At 34.1% G+C, this 16,469-nt stretch carries 19 protein-coding genes and 1 tRNA gene; all 20 read right to left on the bottom strand.

Annotated features, from left to right (window positions below; translation table 11 throughout):
• Positions 1-119: 119 nt before the first annotated feature.
• Complete coding sequence (locus tag H8S00_RS00825) at positions 120-563, bottom strand: YolD-like family protein (protein WP_021951981.1); 444 nt, start codon at positions 561-563, stop codon at positions 120-122.
• A complete protein-coding gene (locus H8S00_RS00830) occupies positions 560-2,083 on the bottom strand; it encodes a Y-family DNA polymerase (protein ID WP_118589187.1) in 1,524 nt (507 codons plus the stop codon). Before H8S00_RS00830 ends, H8S00_RS00825 begins: the two co-directional genes overlap by 4 nt.
• Before the next feature lie 249 nt (positions 2,084-2,332).
• A complete protein-coding gene (locus tag H8S00_RS00835) occupies positions 2,333-3,826 on the bottom strand; it encodes a DUF1846 domain-containing protein (RefSeq protein ID WP_021951983.1) in 1,494 nt (497 codons plus the stop codon).
• A gap of 5 nt (positions 3,827-3,831) precedes the next feature.
• A complete protein-coding gene (locus H8S00_RS00840) occupies positions 3,832-3,972 on the bottom strand; it encodes a hypothetical protein (RefSeq protein WP_186839793.1) in 141 nt (46 codons plus the stop codon).
• Between the two features lie 350 nt (positions 3,973-4,322).
• Positions 4,323-4,406: transfer RNA gene (locus H8S00_RS00845), tRNA-Tyr, on the bottom strand.
• A gap of 43 nt (positions 4,407-4,449) precedes the next feature.
• Positions 4,450-4,704 carry a helix-turn-helix domain-containing protein gene (locus H8S00_RS00850; RefSeq protein ID WP_021951985.1) on the bottom strand — a complete coding sequence of 85 codons (255 nt, stop codon included), beginning with the start codon at positions 4,702-4,704 and terminating at the stop codon, positions 4,450-4,452.
• 129 nt (positions 4,705-4,833) lie between these two features.
• Entirely contained in the window at positions 4,834-4,962 is a 129-nt protein-coding gene (locus H8S00_RS13910; protein WP_279220111.1) for a hypothetical protein, read from the bottom strand.
• A gap of 137 nt (positions 4,963-5,099) precedes the next feature.
• Positions 5,100-5,276 carry a hypothetical protein gene (locus H8S00_RS00855; protein WP_186839794.1) on the bottom strand — a complete coding sequence of 59 codons (177 nt, stop codon included), beginning with the start codon at positions 5,274-5,276 and terminating at the stop codon, positions 5,100-5,102.
• Positions 5,277-5,394: 118 nt separating this feature from the next.
• Positions 5,395-6,009 (bottom strand): YesL family protein, encoded by a 615-nt coding sequence (locus H8S00_RS00860; RefSeq protein ID WP_158576828.1) that lies wholly within the window; start codon positions 6,007-6,009, stop codon positions 5,395-5,397.
• Between the two features lie 14 nt (positions 6,010-6,023).
• Entirely contained in the window at positions 6,024-7,052 is a 1,029-nt protein-coding gene (locus H8S00_RS00865; protein WP_186839795.1) for a LacI family DNA-binding transcriptional regulator, read from the bottom strand.
• A gap of 122 nt (positions 7,053-7,174) precedes the next feature.
• Complete coding sequence (malQ, locus tag H8S00_RS00870) at positions 7,175-8,665, bottom strand: 4-alpha-glucanotransferase (protein WP_186839796.1); 1,491 nt, start codon at positions 8,663-8,665, stop codon at positions 7,175-7,177.
• 24 nt (positions 8,666-8,689) lie between these two features.
• Complete coding sequence (locus H8S00_RS00875) at positions 8,690-9,616, bottom strand: carbohydrate ABC transporter permease (RefSeq protein ID WP_347497897.1); 927 nt, start codon at positions 9,614-9,616, stop codon at positions 8,690-8,692.
• Positions 9,616-10,542, bottom strand: coding sequence for a carbohydrate ABC transporter permease (locus H8S00_RS00880; protein WP_118589299.1), 927 nt, complete (start codon positions 10,540-10,542; stop codon positions 9,616-9,618). Before H8S00_RS00880 ends, H8S00_RS00875 begins: the two co-directional genes overlap by 1 nt.
• Positions 10,543-10,676: 134 nt before the next feature.
• Complete coding sequence (locus H8S00_RS00885) at positions 10,677-11,972, bottom strand: ABC transporter substrate-binding protein (protein WP_186839797.1); 1,296 nt, start codon at positions 11,970-11,972, stop codon at positions 10,677-10,679.
• A 450-nt stretch (positions 11,973-12,422) separates the two neighbouring features.
• The gene (locus tag H8S00_RS00890; protein WP_366459144.1) at positions 12,423-12,749 is read right to left on the bottom strand and encodes a hypothetical protein; all 327 of its coding nucleotides are present in this window, start codon (positions 12,747-12,749) and stop codon (positions 12,423-12,425) included.
• Positions 12,750-12,813: 64 nt separating this feature from the next.
• The gene (locus H8S00_RS00895) at positions 12,814-13,983 is read right to left on the bottom strand and encodes a hypothetical protein (protein WP_186839798.1); all 1,170 of its coding nucleotides are present in this window, start codon (positions 13,981-13,983) and stop codon (positions 12,814-12,816) included.
• Positions 13,984-14,020: 37 nt separating this feature from the next.
• Positions 14,021-15,031 carry a PDDEXK nuclease domain-containing protein gene (locus H8S00_RS00900; protein WP_186839799.1) on the bottom strand — a complete coding sequence of 337 codons (1,011 nt, stop codon included), beginning with the start codon at positions 15,029-15,031 and terminating at the stop codon, positions 14,021-14,023.
• A 43-nt stretch (positions 15,032-15,074) separates the two neighbouring features.
• Positions 15,075-15,602, bottom strand: coding sequence for an O-acetyl-ADP-ribose deacetylase (locus H8S00_RS00905; protein ID WP_186839800.1), 528 nt, complete (start codon positions 15,600-15,602; stop codon positions 15,075-15,077).
• 20 nt (positions 15,603-15,622) lie between these two features.
• Positions 15,623-15,982, bottom strand: coding sequence for a YccF domain-containing protein (locus tag H8S00_RS00910; protein ID WP_186839801.1), 360 nt, complete (start codon positions 15,980-15,982; stop codon positions 15,623-15,625).
• Positions 15,983-16,068: 86 nt separating this feature from the next.
• Positions 16,069-16,461 (bottom strand): pyridoxamine 5'-phosphate oxidase family protein, encoded by a 393-nt coding sequence (locus H8S00_RS00915; RefSeq protein WP_186839802.1) that lies wholly within the window; start codon positions 16,459-16,461, stop codon positions 16,069-16,071.
• Between the last annotated feature and the right edge of the window lie 8 nt (positions 16,462-16,469).

A 16,469-nucleotide genomic window follows, 5' to 3' on the forward strand; every position in this document is an offset into this window, starting at 1 on the left:
CTTTCGCCTTTGTATCACCCACGATATTATTTAAAAAAAGCACGCATAACTGCTTGATTATACCATAAAAAAGTAAAAACTCCAATGCAGCTAACTATTTTAAATATCTCATAAATATATTAAATTTCCAATTTTATAAACTTTTTCATAATATCCACATCAATTATATCCTCAATATTAATAATCATCCCCTCACTCATAATTATCTTATGCTCATATATATTAATTTTCTTTACTTTTCCTGTGATTTTCCTATATTCTCCACCTGCTTTTTTCACATCAGGCACAAAATATGTAAAAGTCACAGTTATATCTTTGTCTATATTATTTTTTATAAATTGTAATTTCTCATTTATTCTTATTTTTTCATCTTCATCTAATTCCAGTTTTTTCTCTGTGAGACGTGCCGACTCATTAATTTCCTCTTCGTGACCTGTAAGAGCTGCAAAAGGCGAGAACTGGGCAGCCCTGTCATGTAAAGACATCCTGGGATGTGTCTTAGACACATGGTGAGGTAAATTAATAATATCATTGTAATTGTCATCCTTAGAATCGTTAATCATGCCTTATGACCTCCAATCTGAGCATTCCTATCCTTTGCTGTAGCTCCTTTTTCTAAATTCATACCTTTAAGTACCGCATTTTTGCCAAATCGTTTTTTTATGTCAATCATGGCTTTTTGCATATTCTTTTCTCTCTGTAAACTCTCCTTTTCCTTAGCATTTTCCTTACCTAATTCATTGTAATCCGTAAAGAAATCCAGTTGCTTAAACTGATTGTTTTCCTTTATTGAATCCTCCCATACAACCTTATTTGCCGTTATATTTATTCTTCTTATAAGTAGGCTTTTATCAACGGTTTCATCATATGCTTTCGTTACAGCTTCCATAATAATTCTGGTGGATGAGGTCTGATAATCAAGATTAATGGTTACGTGAGCATGTTTAGGTATTCTTCTTCCATAACGGTCTATAGTTATTTCTCCCTGATATTTCCCACGTTTTTTTGAATTAAGATTCTCAATATCATATCCTACAGTTAAAACCAGCTGATTGGTGACAAGTTTTTTATCCACCAAATCCAGTACCAACGCATCTGTCATTTCTTTTACAACCAACCTTGCCTTATAAAAATCATAAGGGCATTGCAATACCTGACCTGAACCCAAGCTATTGGTTTCCGGTCTGTATGCTTTAATATCAGCTATGGTACAGGGTTCGTACCCCCATGCGTGATCTATGAGCAATTCAGCATTTATTCCTAAAAGTTTATAAAGTAAATCTTCATTATGATATTCATTCTGTTCTCCCAGAGAACATCTGGCTATATCCCCCATAGTAAACAAACCATTTTCTTCTAACTTTTTGGCATATCCTCTCCCAACTCTCCAAAAATCCGTCAATGGTTTGTGATTCCACAACAACCTGCGGTACGCCATTTCATCAAGCTCAGCTATACGGACACCATCCTGATTGGGCTCTGTGTGTTTTGCAACTATATCCATGGCAATCTTACACAAATACATATTAGTGCCTATGCCTGCCGTCGCCGTAATTCCTGTTGTATTTAACACATCACGAACTACCATGCTTGCAAATTCCTTAGCAGTCATCTTATAAGTGTTAAGGTATGATGTAACATCCATAAACACCTCATCCACAGAATATACATGCATATCTTCCGGTGCAACATACTTCAAATATATATCATATATACGTGTACTGTATTCCATGTAAAGCGACATTCTGGGAGTTGCCACTACATAATCTAACTTAAGGGCAGGATTCCTCCTAAGTTCCAAATCATCATAAGATTCTCCCTGAAATTCTCCACCCGGAGCCTTTCTTTTACGCACCTGATTAACCTGTCTTACCTTCTGTACCACTTCAAAAAGTCGTGCTCTGCCGGGAATACCATATGCCTTAAGAGAAGGTGAAACTGCAAGGCAAATAGTTTTCTCTGTTCTACTAATATCTGCCACTACAAGATTAGTAGTCAATGGGTCTAAATTTCTCTCATTGCATTCCACAGATGCATAGAATGATTTTAAATCTATGGCTATATATGTTCTATTCTGTGACATTTTCCCTCTCCTTAATTTAAATTGCGCCTCATATCTCGAACATTTGTTCTAATGCTATGATAGCATATTTTTTATAAAAGTCAACTTGGAATATATTGTTAAAAGTTATTTTCTTGATTTAATATATTTATTTATGGTCATAAATGTAAATGTTACTATTTTTTTAATGTATATTTATACTGTATTATTTAATTAACGTCAAAAGAGCCCTCCACACCACAGTGCGAAGGGTTCTTCCCATTTCAAACATTAATTCTTATGATACATTCTTTCATCTTCTTCATATTTCGGTTCGCAGGTAAGCTGGATTCCCAACTTTTTAAAAATCTGCTCATCAACTGATGAAAGTAAAACTGTTGAATGTGCATCGCATCCCTTTAATAATGGAAGTTTCTTCATTGCTTTCATGGCAATTTCATTATTTGCCGCTGTAGCTGATAATGCCGTAAGCACCTCATCAGTATGAAGTCTTGGGTTTTTGCTTCCAAGGTAATTTATCTTCAAATCCTGTATCGGGTCAATTGCCTTAGGGTCAATAAGTTTTACTTCTTTATCTATACCTGCCAAAACTTTTAAAGCATTTATCAAAGCTGAAGAAGCCGCACCAAGAAGCTCACTTGTACCTCCTGAAACAATAGTTCCGTCTCTTAACTCAATAGCCATTGCCGGATTTCCATTTTCATTCTTCTCCCTTTCAAGAGCAACAATTGTAACTTTTCTGTCTTCCACAGTTATTTCTGCCTGCTTCATTAAAAGTTCTAACTTACATATGTCATCTTTTGTTGTGCCGTTACGTCTCTTTTCGCAAAGGCACTTGTAGTATCTTCTGATAATCTCCTGTTTTGAAGCTTCACGACATGCCTCATCATCTATAATGCAGTTTCCTGCCATATTTACACCCATTTCTGTTGGTGACTTGTAAGGACTTTTCCCAAAAATAAGTTCAAACATTGCATTTACAACAGGGAAAATTTCGCAGTCTCTATTGTAATTTACAACCGCTTCGCCACGGGCTTCTAAGTGGAATGGGTCAATCATATTTACATCATTTAAATCTGCTGTTGCAGCCTCATATGCCAGATTAACCGGATGTTTAAGAGGAATATTCCAAATAGGAAATGTCTCATATTTGGCATACCCTGCATCTACACCTCTTTTATGTTCATGATACAACTGTGAAAGGCAAACTGCCATCTTTCCGCTTCCCGGCCCCGGTGCAGTAACTACAACCAGTGGTCTTTCTGTTTCGATATATTCATTCTTTCCGTAACCTTCATCACTGACAATAAACTCTACATCACTTGGATATCCTGGAATTTTGTAGTGTTTATATGACTTAATGTTCATGGAATCAAGCCTTTTAATAAACAGGTTGGCTGACGGCTGCTCTGCAAATTTTGTAAGGCACACACTTCCTACAAACAATCCCACTGACTGAAATTCATCAATAAGTCTTAAAACATCCATATCATAAGTAATTCCGTAATCTCCACGTACCTTATTGTTTTCAATGTCTTCCGCACTAATTGCTATAACGATTTCTGCCTGATCCTTAAGCTGTAAAAGCATCTGAAGCTTTGAGTCCGGCTCAAATCCCGGCAAAACTCTTGAAGCATGGAAATCATCAAATAACTTTCCACCAAACTCCAAATATAGCTTGTTTCCAAACTGGGCAATTCTTTCCTTAATATGTTCTGACTGCATTGTCAGATATTTCTCATTATCAAAACCTTTTTTAAACATTTTACTTAACCTCTTTTGTTTTGCAAATTAAATCCACCCGTAATTTTATCATATTTAGATGGCTTTTTGAACCATAATATATTTTCTTTTATTGCAGACTTTTTTCCTTCACCCCAAAAAAAAGAGATGTTGCCCTCTGCTAACACCTCTTCACCAATTTTTGCTTATTCTGTTTATTGTCCCTACAGCAATTTACACCTTTTCGTCCCCTTAACATCCCCTTCTACAATCTGATACTGTTTGGATTTCTGTGAATCCTTTCTCTTTGTGCAATCTGCTTACTGTCTTTTCCCGGCACATTTTTTTTCCTGGCATGCTGATATTACTCCCACAAAAAAACACATTGTACCTTTAGGAATCAAAAATGCCTGAGAGTCCAACATTCACATACAGCAACTCGTCATCCTTTTATTTCCTATCCTTTTGGTATGAATAATTGTACATATATTAAATATGTTTGTCAATCATTTGCCTGACCTGATTGTTTTTTTCCTAGTGGGCAGGGTTGGACTCGAACCAACGATGTTTCTAATGTAACGGATTTACAGTCCGCCGTCTTCGCCGCTAGACTTACCTGCCCATAATAAGTCCCTTAGGACTCACTCTTTTTAGTACATAATATTTCATGCACCTATTGATATATTTAATTTATTATCTGTGACAATAATGTCATCAATGGGAACGTTAAAAACTGCTGCTAATACAATTAAATTATCCAATGTTGGCATTGCCGCACCATTTTGCCATTTGTATATTGCATTAGGAGTTGCAAATCCCAATATATTCTGTAACTCCTTAACAGATAATCCTGACTGTTTTCGTAAATTCATAATTCTTATTCCTGTTCCCACTGTATCTATAATAGGTAATATACACATCTTTTTTTCCTCCACTTATACTTATTGATTCATTTGCCAGTAGTAATAAAAAAACCGCCTATCTTCTCAAAAAGATAAGCGGTGAATTAAATTCTAATTATGATTTTGTCTTAATGACATCTATAATTATCATGTTGATTTTTGCTTTTTGCTTACCATTTTCGAGAGCACATTAATAAGACTCTGTCCGTATACCTGAACGAGCTTGTAATCTTCATAATAATAGTTATAGCTGTTAGCAAATTTTAACTCAAACATGATCTCTTTTCCTTTCCCGATGGATTATCCACCGCATTTAACATTCTCTGTAGTTCATACTTTAACATATATTGTTTAATTTGTCATTCTTCCGGTAGTAGAAAGTATAAATTTCATTAATAGAATTTAATTAATATTTATTTAGCCTTAATGCTTACTTTTTTACCTGAAAATGCTATTCCCATTTTCAGAATATTATAAATTCCTTCTTCTTTTAGTTCTGAATTATAAAAGCTGACAGATTTATCCATATATTCTGCTATTGCAGTTTGCTCCTGTCTGAAATCTCCTTTGTATACTATGCAGACTGCCACTATAAACAGAAAGCATATTACCCATGTTACAGGCTCGCAAATACATATACATAAGGATGGGCTAGATTATGATAAAAACTTTAAGGAGTGCCTTGGCAGCACTCCCAATGATTATCTGTCACATATACTTCTTAAAGATATGATTGAATATATAGGAATTTAAATATGCTAATACGGCAAATCCAATAAACAACATTACATATACGACACTTCCCGCTGTCTTTCCCAGCAGAACAATCAATATAATTGGCAATAACGTTATAAGCAATATTATCAAAGTCCATGGAAAATGACCTATTCCCATAAGTAATGCATTTTTAAGTGTGTTCTTTACAGTATTTTCAAATGTACTTTGAAGTGCCATGGCGTATAAAAAAATGAACAGAACGGTAAGTGCTGCTGCAAGCATTAATCCTTTAAGTGCTGTTGTCATTACTGTTTTTTTAAGACTATTTATTATATATAAATCTATCGTAGGAATCACTGCTGCTACTAATAATATAATCCACATAACCGTTGACTGTCTAAAATTCTCCTTGAACAATTGAAAAAAATTTTTTAAAATATAACCTTCTCTGTTCCCTGCCATCTTTTTAGTCACTCCGTAAAGTGCCGTTGTTGAAGCACCTATAGTAATTATAGGCAACGAGCACAAAACAAATATCAAATTTAAAATTACCAAATCTGCTATTTTTGATACCACTTCATAAAATTTACTATCTATTCCAAACACTTTTTTCTTCCTCTCTATACTTCTTTTACGGAATCTCTTTCTAAAAGTTCAGCTTGGAAAATCAACTGTTTCTTTTCATCTTTTCCATTTATAAGATTCATTAACAGTTCTATTGATGATTTTACCATCTGTTCACATGGCTGCTTCATTGTGGAAAGTGATGGATGAAAATATTTTGACATTTCAATCCCATCGAACCCTAAAACAGAATAGTCATCAGGTATTTTCCACCCTGCTTCTGAAATAGCTTTGTACGCACCAAATGCTGTTAAGTCAGAAATAGCATAAAGTGCAGAAAATTCCTCTTTAGACTGTAACAATTCCTTTGTAACCTGATAACCATTAGCTACTGAGTATTCAGGAATGTCATCTTTCATATATCTTATAAGATTTTTGTTAACTTCAATTCCATTATCTGCTAAAGCTTCTCTGTAACCTTTCAATCGAAGACCACCAACTGCCTGATCACCCCTTTTGCCTGAAATTATAGCAATCTTCTTGTGACCTTTCTTGCAAAGATAATCTACTGCCTTGTAACTTTCTTTTTCGTCATCAATAGAGACTGAAGAACAGTTTCTTTTAGGAGCCATCATATTAACCGCAACAGTACATAACACATATGGCACACCTATTTCTTCTAATCTTGTATCAAGATAGTCCATCTGACCTCCAAGGAAAATTAAACCTTTAAGTCTTTTTTCTTTGGCAAGCTGTACTGCTACACTTACCTCATCCTGATCTTCCCCTACAGTTTGAAGTAAAAACGTGTACTCTAATTTTTTTAATTCTTCTTCAAAACTTTTCAACATCCCCTGAAAGAATTGATTATCTATACCTTTAATTAAAAGTGCTATCGTATTAGATTCTGTCATTTTTAAATTTCTTGCACTATTATTAGGCACGTAATTATATTCTTTTATAACTTTTAAAATTCTTTTTCTGGTATTCTGATTAATACCCGGATCATCATTAATTGCTCGAGAGACAGTGCTAATTCCAACACCACATATTTTCGCTATGTCTTTTATTGTTAAATCTGCCATGTCTTCCCCCTTTCATCTAAATGTACTAAAATTTTTTAATTCCACAATTTGGTATTTTATCATATATATATCATTATGTAAAAAACTGCGAAATTTTTTCGCAGCTTTTTATCATTTTATTTCTATCCTCTGCCATAAAGAACTGTTAGTTCTTTAATAGTAGCTGATAATTTTTTAGTCATCTGTCTGGATTTTACTCTCCAACACCAATTTCCGCCTAAAGTTGAAGGATGATTCATTCTAGCTTTATTGTCCAAATGAAGATAATCCTGTAACGGAATAATACATGTATTGGCTGTTGATGCCTGAGCCATACGAATAACTTCGTCAACCAGCTCATCTTTATCATCAGTTTTTCTGCCAATATATTTTTGGACCATCTCAACCTCTTCCGGTCCAATGCTACCTAACCATCCCTTTAGTGTTTCATTGTCATGAGTTCCTGTATATACTACACAATTCTTATTATAATTATATGGTAAATACTCTCTTGGACCTGAAGAATCTCTGCTATCAAATGCAAACTCAAGAACTTTCATATTAGGGAATCCTGAATCATTAACTAGCTGTCTTACTGAATCAGTTATATAACCTAAGTCTTCAGCTATAATGTTAACATTACCTAAACAATATTTTATAGCATTAAATAAATCTATTCCCGGTCCTTTTTCCCAGTGTCCATTAGTTGCATCCTCATCCCTAGCAGGTATTGAATAATATTCATCAAAACCTCTAAAATGATCAATTCTTACAACATCATATAGCTGAACACTTCGCTCTATTCTTTTTATCCACCAATCATAGTTGGTCTGTTTATGATAATCCCATTTGTATAATGGATTTCCCCACAACTGGCCTGTTGCTGAAAAGCCATCAGGAGGACATCCTGCAACTGCTATAGTTTTTCCTTTGTCATCTATTTGGAATAACTCAGGGTGTGACCACACATCTGCACTATCATAAGCTACATATATTGGAATATCTCCAATAATTTTCACACCATTATCATTGGCATATTTTTTTAATTTGTACCATTGCCTATAGAATTCATACTGAACAAATTCATAAAATTCTATTTCTTCCTTTAGCTCATTCTGATAATACTCCATTGAGTATCCCCATCTGAGTTTTATGTCTTCTGCCCAGTTGTCAAAGCTTTGGCCTTTAAATCTTTCCTTTATAGCCATAAACATTGCATAATCATTTAACCAATATTGGTTTTCATCTTTAAACTTTTTAAATTCTTCCCTTTCACGGATATTACTTCTTTTGTACGCTTTTTTCAAAAGTTTAAATCTGCCATTATACAACTTTTCATAATCTACTTTGTCAATTTTGTCACCAAAATCCACCTTGTCACATTCTTTTTCTGTTAACAGTCCCTGCTCAATCAGCTCTTCTAAACTTATAAAGTATGGATTCCCTGCATAAGTTGAAAATGACTGATAAGGAGAATCTCCGTAACTTGTTGGTCCTATAGGTAGAATTTGCCAGTATTGCTGTTTGGAATCTTTCAAAAAATCTACAAATTTATATGCTTCTTCAGAAAAACTTCCTATGCCATATTTTCCCGGCAAACTGGAAACAGGTAATAAAATTCCACTAGCCCTCATAGTCCCTCCTAATATTATATCTTATTAACCTTTTACTGCTCCTGCAGCTACACCCTTAATAATATGCTTCTGACATGTTAAGTAGAAGAATATTACAGGTATAATACTTAAAATGATAAGTGCCATTATTGCACCTAAATCTACTGAGCCGTAGCTTCCCTGTAAGTACTGAATATGAATTGGAATAGTTCTGTACTGATCAAGATCAAGAACCAAATATGGAAGTAAGTAATCGTTCCATATCCACATAATTTCAAGAATACCTACAGATATTAATGTTGGTTTTAACATTGGAACAATAACAATAAAGAATGTTCTGATTGGTCCACATCCATCAATTGCTGCTGCTTCTTCAATCTCAAGTGGTAAACCTTTAATAAATCCTGTGAACATAAATACTGCCATACCTGCACCAAATCCTAAATATATAACCGGAATAGTCCAAGGTGTATTAAGTCCCAATGAATCTGCTGTATTTGACAATGTGAACATTACCATCTGGAATGGTACTACCATTGAAAATACAAATAAGTAATATACTATCTTACAAACTATGCTGTCAACTCTTGCTATGTACCATGCTGCCATTGATGTACAAAGTAGAATTAACGCTGTTGATAAAACTGTAATTACAAAACTATATAATACCGATTTAAAAAACGGATAATTTCCAAATGTAAAACCTTTGATATAGTTTGCCCAACCTACTAACGCCTCACCAGTAGGCCATGCAAATGTGTCTGTTTTTACAAAGGTGTTAGCTTTGAAAGAGTTCATTAACACAATAAATATAGGACTAACATAAACTAAAGTTACAATTGTCATTATTGTAGTCAACAGTTTTCCATGCTTTGATGGAATTTCACTTGTCTCTTTCATTTTTTTCTTTTTCGGTGTAGCTTTCACTGTAGAATCTTTAATTGTTGAATTCACTGTTTTCTCATTGTTCATTACTGCTGCACCTCCTTAGATCTTGTTGCCTTAAGCTGGATAATTGATATACCTGCAACTAAGATAAAGAATATAACGGCTTTCGCCTGGGCAACTCCCTTACCTGTAAGAGACTGTCCGTAAAATGTGTTGTAAATGTTAAGTGCCAACATTTCTGTTGTCTTTATAACTGAACCATCCTTTAACTGTTCAAACGGCTGTCCGTTTGTTAAAGCTAAGTTCTGATCAAAAAGTTTAAATCCATTTGTTATTGTTAAGAATAAACAAATTGTAATTGATGGCATAATATTTGGAATTGTAACTCTTGTCAATGTCTGCCATTTTGTTGCACCATCAATTTTTGCTGCTTCAATTAGTTCTCCCGGAACTGCCTGCAAACCTGCAATATAGATAATCATCATATATCCTACCTGTTGCCAGCACATCAGAATAATTAATCCCCAGAAGCCATATCTTGTTTCCATAAGAATTGAAGTATTAATTTTTCCTAAAACGCCATTGAAAATCATACTCCAAATATAACCAAGAACAATACCACCTATAAGGTTAGGCATAAAAAATGCTGTTCTGAATAAGTTTGCTCCCTTAATCCCCAATGTTAATAAATATGCTATTAAGAAAGCTAACACATTTATTATAAATAGGGATACTATTGCATACAAAGCTGTATACCAAAATGCATGTACAAACGATGCATCCTGAAATGCGTCCATATAATTTCTAAAACCTACAAAAGAAGCATCACCTATTGTAACAAATTTGCAAAATGATAAATAAATACCTCTCAAGAAAGGATATATAAATCCAATGCAAAATGCTAAAAATGTAGGTGCCAAAAATAAAAGAAAGCATCTTTGAATAGGTTTACGAAGAAGTTTAGAATTAACAGATGTTCCACCATTATGTTTTTTCTTTTTTTCTTTCACTTCAATCTCCTCCTAATCATTATTCAAAATAGAAACTCTAAAAATTTTCTATTTTTTAATAAAGGGGCAGGCACTGCCTGCCCCACAATGTGTTAATAGTTTAATTATGAATTTTATTCTTATTTAAAATCTTATTATTTGTTAGCAGCTTTGTACTGAGCAGCCCAGCCCTGAACGAATGCTGTCTTAACATCATCCCATGATCCGCCTGCGTCATATTTATTCATTGCTGCCACAAGACTTGCTCTCCATTCATCTACGTTAGGTGTGTAGTTGAATGTCCAGTCTACATTGTAGTTTCCTGCTTCAAGTAAATCGTTAGCATTCTTTAAGAATACGTTACCACTGTCTGCTGCATTCTTATAAGGGATTGCACCAAACTGTTCTGCCATAACTTTTGTTCCTTCTTTTGATGTTACTAACCATTTCATAAAGTCAAGTGTTGCTTTCTGATCTGCTTCTGAAGCCTTAGCATTAACTGCCCAACAGTTTTCTGTTCCTGAACAAAGACCTGCTTTTTCTTCACCTTCAACTCCACAGTAAATTGGAATCATCTGCATATCATCATCTGAAATTGACTTTTTCAAAGCATCATATTCCCATGTACCATTCTGGTAGAATACTGCTTCGCCCTTCTTGAATTCGGCTTCAGCATCGTAACCACCTGTTGCTAAAGTATTCTTTTTATATTTGCTGTTGTTGATGTATAAATCCCAAACATTCTTAAAGTTCTCTAAATATGTTCCCTTAATTTCTGCAGGGGCTTCCTTCCATCCGTCATCTCTTCCTTCATAGAATAAAGGCATGTTAGCTAAGTGACCTGTAAATCTCCAAGCTGAAGCATCATCAAGGCCTGATGATGTAAATGCATCAAATCCAAGCTTGTCTGCTCTCTTGTGGATATCTTCTGCAACTGACTTTAATGAAGCGAAATCCTTAATGTCTGTAATTTCATGTCCTGCTTTCTTAAGTAATTTCTTATTTACAATAATTCCGTAACTTTCATAACAATAACCAATTGATGCAACCTTACCGTTTTCATCTGTTAAGTTAAATGCATCTGTATTTAATTCATTGTAAACATCTGTACCTTTAAGATCGATGCAATAATCATTCCAAGTCTTAACTGCTGCCTGGTTACCAACAACAAATAATGTTGGAGCTGCTGACTTACCCATCTCAGATGTCAATGTTGAATTGTAGTTTCCTGAAGCTGCTGTAACTACTTTTACCTTTACTCCTTTTTCTTTCTCATATGTCTTTGCAATTCCCTGTAAAGCTTCATCTGCTTCAGGTTTAAAGTTTAACCAGTAAACTGAACCCTTTGAATCTGAGCCTGTTTTTTCGCTCTTTGAACTGCTACCACAACCTGCTAATAATCCTGCTACCATTGTTGCACACAATGCTACACCTAATAATTTCTTACGCATATTCATTTCTCCTTTTCTTAAAAGTTTCTATTTAGGTTCTCCGTCATTTCCAAATAATTGTTTGTACTTACAATCTGTTTGGAAACGTTTCCTATGTACTGATGGTAGCACTTTTCGGAAACGTTTACAATACTATTTTCACCATTTCTTCACAATTCAGCCTTTTAGCTAATTTTTCGTCTTTTTTTTATGCATATTGCACAATCGTGAGACTGTTTTTATGTTTTTTTTATGCAGTTAGAATATATTTATCGCTTTTCCTTCTAGTAAATATACTATTATACAAGACTTTTTTCTATTTGATTGTTAGAATTTCAAGAATGATTTTTAATATTTTTAGATGTGATTTTACTTTGATTTTTTTATCTTAGATTAAAAAACTAAACCCGTACTTTGATAACTGAAAATAGCTAAAAAAGTCTAATTTACAACCATGTGACATTTATACTCTTAATACAATTTTGCACCTGCTGGGATTGCATCATCTAACATTACCAGATTCAGTTTTTCTTCTCCATTTACATTGTGAATTGCAGAAAGAAGCATACCACATGAATCTATTCCCATCATAGAACGTGGTGGAAGATTTACGATTGCAAGTAAAGTTTTACCTGCAAGTTCCTCCGGCTCGTAAAATGCATGTACTCCTGAAAGAATAGTCCTTTCATTCTCTGTACCATCATCAAGTGTAAATCTAAGAAGTTTCTTACTCTTAGGTACCGCCTCACAATTTTTTACCTCCGAAGGAACTTTATATACTATACGTTTTTCTGACATAATCGATTCTCCTCACACATCTTCATTTATGTCTTACACATCCGTTCACAACTATTTTCATACTTCATACCAGTATCTCATCCAGCAAAGTTCTATATTTTTCATTCAAAGATGCTGTCATTAAATTATACCATACTTCTCTTGTGTATCTTCCATTTTCTATACACCATATCTTATAATGAAGTTCGTTACTCTTAGTATGTAAATCGACAGGTATATCTGGTTCACATTCTGAATATTTCTTTATATATTCCGACATTTCATATTGATTTTTTGTACAGTCAATATGTGTAAAACAATCATCCTCTGGATAATACATACCGTGTAAAAAAGTAGTTATACAATACTTTCCCTTTGACGCTGTATCTCTGTATGGAAGTGTCTCCAATTCAATATGCCAAAAGTCCTTTTTACTGTTATTATCGACTTTCTTCTTTATCACTAATAAAAGTTTATCTGCTGTGTTTTCATCTATATGAATTGTTATAGTTTTTGGATTTTTTAAAATAGAATCTTTAAAATGGAACTGTGGTCCCCTATACTTTTCAAAATTCAAAGTTGAATATGATATTGCCTGATTTATGGGCAAAGCCAATCGTTCATCTAGCCTTAATAAAATATTCCCATCTTTTACCTGCTCAGTGATTATTCTTGCAAACGCTGGCATTGTATCCCCAAACTGCATTGTATTTGTATTGGTTAATATACTGTACAGATAGGCTATCCCTTCAAACACAAAATAATCTCGCTTAAATTCAACCCCATCAACCACCGTCAAATCATACTGGTTTGTTTTGTGTGATAAAACTTGCCCTTCAATAAGATTCTTTATATCTATTCTCTTCTCAAGGAATGTGTCTAAAATGTAACCCGTCAAAACAAAAGCATATAATTCACTTAAATCATTTACGGCTTCATTTTCTTCTCCTTTTGCTACTGGTATTATGAATGTATAAGCATAATAATGTATCCAATTATTAATGTCATTATCCAGCATGTATTGAAGCATATCGACTGTGCTAATCCCTGATTCATTAAATTTATCAATAACTATACCTATTAAATTTTCTAAATACTTAGGAATCTCAAATTTTACAATGCGAGAAATTGCCATATAATGTAAATAATTCATCCGTATTGAAAAAATAAGATATTTAATGCTTTTATATTCAGCAGTTTCTGTAATATCTAATAAAAATTCATCTATTGTTTGATGATTGAACAATCTCTCCAATCACATCACACTCCTATTTCTCACATTTTCAAAACTCTCAATCCTGTTGAGAGTTTTTCACCTCTTCCTCTGCAATATCATATAACTCAGCTAGTTTTCTCTGCAGAATACTCTTATCAATCAACTTAGTTTTATATTCAGCAATCATTGTCTGCGATAAACTTCTACTCAAAGAATATTCAACGACATCCGTATCAGCATTTTTACAAAGAATCATTCCTACACTCGGATTTTCATGAGGCTTCTTAATATCTCTATCCAATACCTCTAAATAAAAGTCCATTTTTCCCATATATTCAGGTTTGAAATCATCAATTTTTAAATCAATTGCAACTAAACACTGTAACTCTCTGTGATAAAAAAGAAGATCTACATAGTAATCATTATTTCCCACTTGGACATGATATTCTTCATCAATGAAAATAAAATCTCTTCCAAATTCAAGAAGAAATTTTTTCATATTTTTCAAAATTGCTTTCTTTAAGTCATATTCTTTATATGGTTCTGGCAAATCAAGAAACTCTAACATATACATATCCCTAAGAACACCTGTCATATCTTTACTTTCGATTGCAGATGGGGCTTTTCCATTAGATAAAAGCAACCTCTCATAATATCCACTATCAATCTGTCTCGCCAATTCTTTTGCCTTATATTTTTCCTTTGACGCAAGTTTTAGATAAAATTCTTTTTCTTCATAGCTTTTTGTTTTAGAGATAATATGCAGATTATTAGACCATGTATTTTCTCTCAACAGCTTTGAGAGTTCTGGTTTATCCTTGTAAGTTTCATAAAACTGTTTCATTCTCCAAATATTTTGTGATGAATATCCTCTGATTCCGGGTTCTTTACTCAATATATATTCAGACAAAGCCTTCACAGTAGACTTGCCCCAACCATTTACATCAATTTGTTTTGAAACATACTTACCAATAGACCAATATAAATCAATAATTGTAGAATTAACCTGATACTCAGCTTTCTGTTTTGCCGAATAAATCATTCCAAGTACGTTCTCAAATACTCCCGTAATTTCAATCTCGCTCATACCTTATCCTCCTTACTTCACCTGCCATACATTTACTCTTTTATTATATCATTTTATACAGTTGATCAACTTCTGCTTCGTATACTGATTCAGTATGAGTATCAAATAGCACCCACTCCACCAGATCAAAACAATCCGGATTATCCTGCAAGAACCTATTTACTGTATGTACTGCAATCTTTGCTGCTAACTCAACCGGAAAACTATATACTCCCGTTGATATAGAAGGAAATGCAATAGACCTGATTCCATTATCCATTGCCAGCTTCATGGAATTAAAATAGCAGTTAGCAAGAAGTTCCTCTTCTTTATTTCTGCCACCATTCCATATCGGTCCTACAGTATGTATCACATAATCACATGGCAGATTATAGCCTTTTGTTATCTTTGCTTCTCCAGTCTCACATCCATGAAGTGTCATACACTCTGCCAGAAGCTCCGGTCCTGCTGCTCTATGAATTGCACCATCCACACCACCTCCACCAAGAAGTGAATTGTTAGCCGCATTTACGATTGCCTGCACATCTGTTACTTTTGTTATGTCACCTTTTATCGTTTTAATCAAATACACCTTTCTTACCTGCCTGTTTATTATATTACCTCTGCCCCAAATGGCATTAGAGACAATTTTGCAATTTTAAAAAACTGTTTTCCGAAAGGAATTCCTATAATTGTTATACAACATATCATACCTGCCACAGCATTTCCAACTGCCATAGGGATTCCTGATACAATCAGCCAGATAATATTTGCAATTAAGCTAACTGCACCGCCGCCATATACCACTTCTTTTCCAAACGGAAAAAATGCCAAACCTGCAAACTTAAAGCACTGTAAGCCTATCGGTATTCCTATTATGGAAATGCACCACAGGCAACCTGCCAAAACCCACGACAGTCCACTCATCAATCCACCACATATAAACCAAAATATATTTCCTAATATGCTCATATCAATATTCCTTCTCTATCTCTCCATCTATTCCATACATTTTCTTGAATGCATCAAGGGCTGCCTGTACCATTCATCCTTAGTCACTAAAACTTCACTACTTCCGGCTCATGTGTAAATGATGAAAATGTAGCTGTCGCATTTTTAAAATAGAATACCTCGGTATTTCCATCATCTGCTGAGTACATATTCTGTAAAGATGGATAATCATCGAGCATAGACTGTCTTGCTTCTCTTCTGTCATCTTCTATAAGTTCTCCGGCTACACGAAGCCACTCGCCATTTTTAAATGCACAGATTTCTACCTTCGGGTTTGCGTGAATCTGCTTTGAAACATCCTTTACCTTGCCAGTCTGAATATACAACTTTCCTTCAAAAATGTGTGCTGTTCCAAAAGGTCTTACCCTTGGCTGGTCACCTTCTACTGTTGCCAAATAATATGTCTCTGCTTCTTTTAAAAATTTTACTACTCGTTCCATGATGTAAT

Origin of the sequence: Eubacterium segne, from assembly GCF_014287775.1 — a bacterium.
In the GTDB taxonomy this organism is placed as follows: Bacteria; Bacillota; Clostridia; order Lachnospirales; family Lachnospiraceae; genus Eubacterium_G; species Eubacterium_G segne.

Bases quoted from the DNA above. Each gene is read 5' to 3' on its own strand.
- H8S00_RS00900 (WP_186839799.1), bottom strand. From the start codon at position 15,031: ATGAGCGAGATTGAAATTACGGGAGTATTTGAGAACGTACTTGGAATG.
- H8S00_RS00865 (WP_186839795.1), bottom strand. From the start codon at position 7,052: ATGGCAGATTTAACAATAAAAGACATAGCGAAAATATGTGGTGTTGGA.
- H8S00_RS00875 (WP_347497897.1), bottom strand. From the start codon at position 9,616: ATGAACAATGAGAAAACAGTGAATTCAACAATTAAAGATTCTACAGTG.
- H8S00_RS00890 (WP_366459144.1), bottom strand. From the start codon at position 12,749: ATGTCAGAAAAACGTATAGTATATAAAGTTCCTTCGGAGGTAAAAAAT.
- H8S00_RS00835 (WP_021951983.1), bottom strand. From the start codon at position 3,826: ATGTTTAAAAAAGGTTTTGATAATGAGAAATATCTGACAATGCAGTCA.
- H8S00_RS13910 (WP_279220111.1), bottom strand. From the start codon at position 4,962: ATGTTTGAGTTAAAATTTGCTAACAGCTATAACTATTATTATGAAGAT.
- H8S00_RS00910 (WP_186839801.1), bottom strand. From the start codon at position 15,982: ATGAGCATATTAGGAAATATATTTTGGTTTATATGTGGTGGATTGATG.
- malQ (WP_186839796.1), bottom strand. From the start codon at position 8,665: ATGAGGGCTAGTGGAATTTTATTACCTGTTTCCAGTTTGCCGGGAAAA.
- H8S00_RS00825 (WP_021951981.1), bottom strand. From the start codon at position 563: ATGATTAACGATTCTAAGGATGACAATTACAATGATATTATTAATTTA.
- H8S00_RS00830 (WP_118589187.1), bottom strand. From the start codon at position 2,083: ATGTCACAGAATAGAACATATATAGCCATAGATTTAAAATCATTCTAT.
- H8S00_RS00885 (WP_186839797.1), bottom strand. From the start codon at position 11,972: ATGCGTAAGAAATTATTAGGTGTAGCATTGTGTGCAACAATGGTAGCA.
- H8S00_RS00915 (WP_186839802.1), bottom strand. From the start codon at position 16,461: ATGGAACGAGTAGTAAAATTTTTAAAAGAAGCAGAGACATATTATTTG.
- H8S00_RS00850 (WP_021951985.1), bottom strand. From the start codon at position 4,704: ATGTGTATATTACCTATTATAGATACAGTGGGAACAGGAATAAGAATT.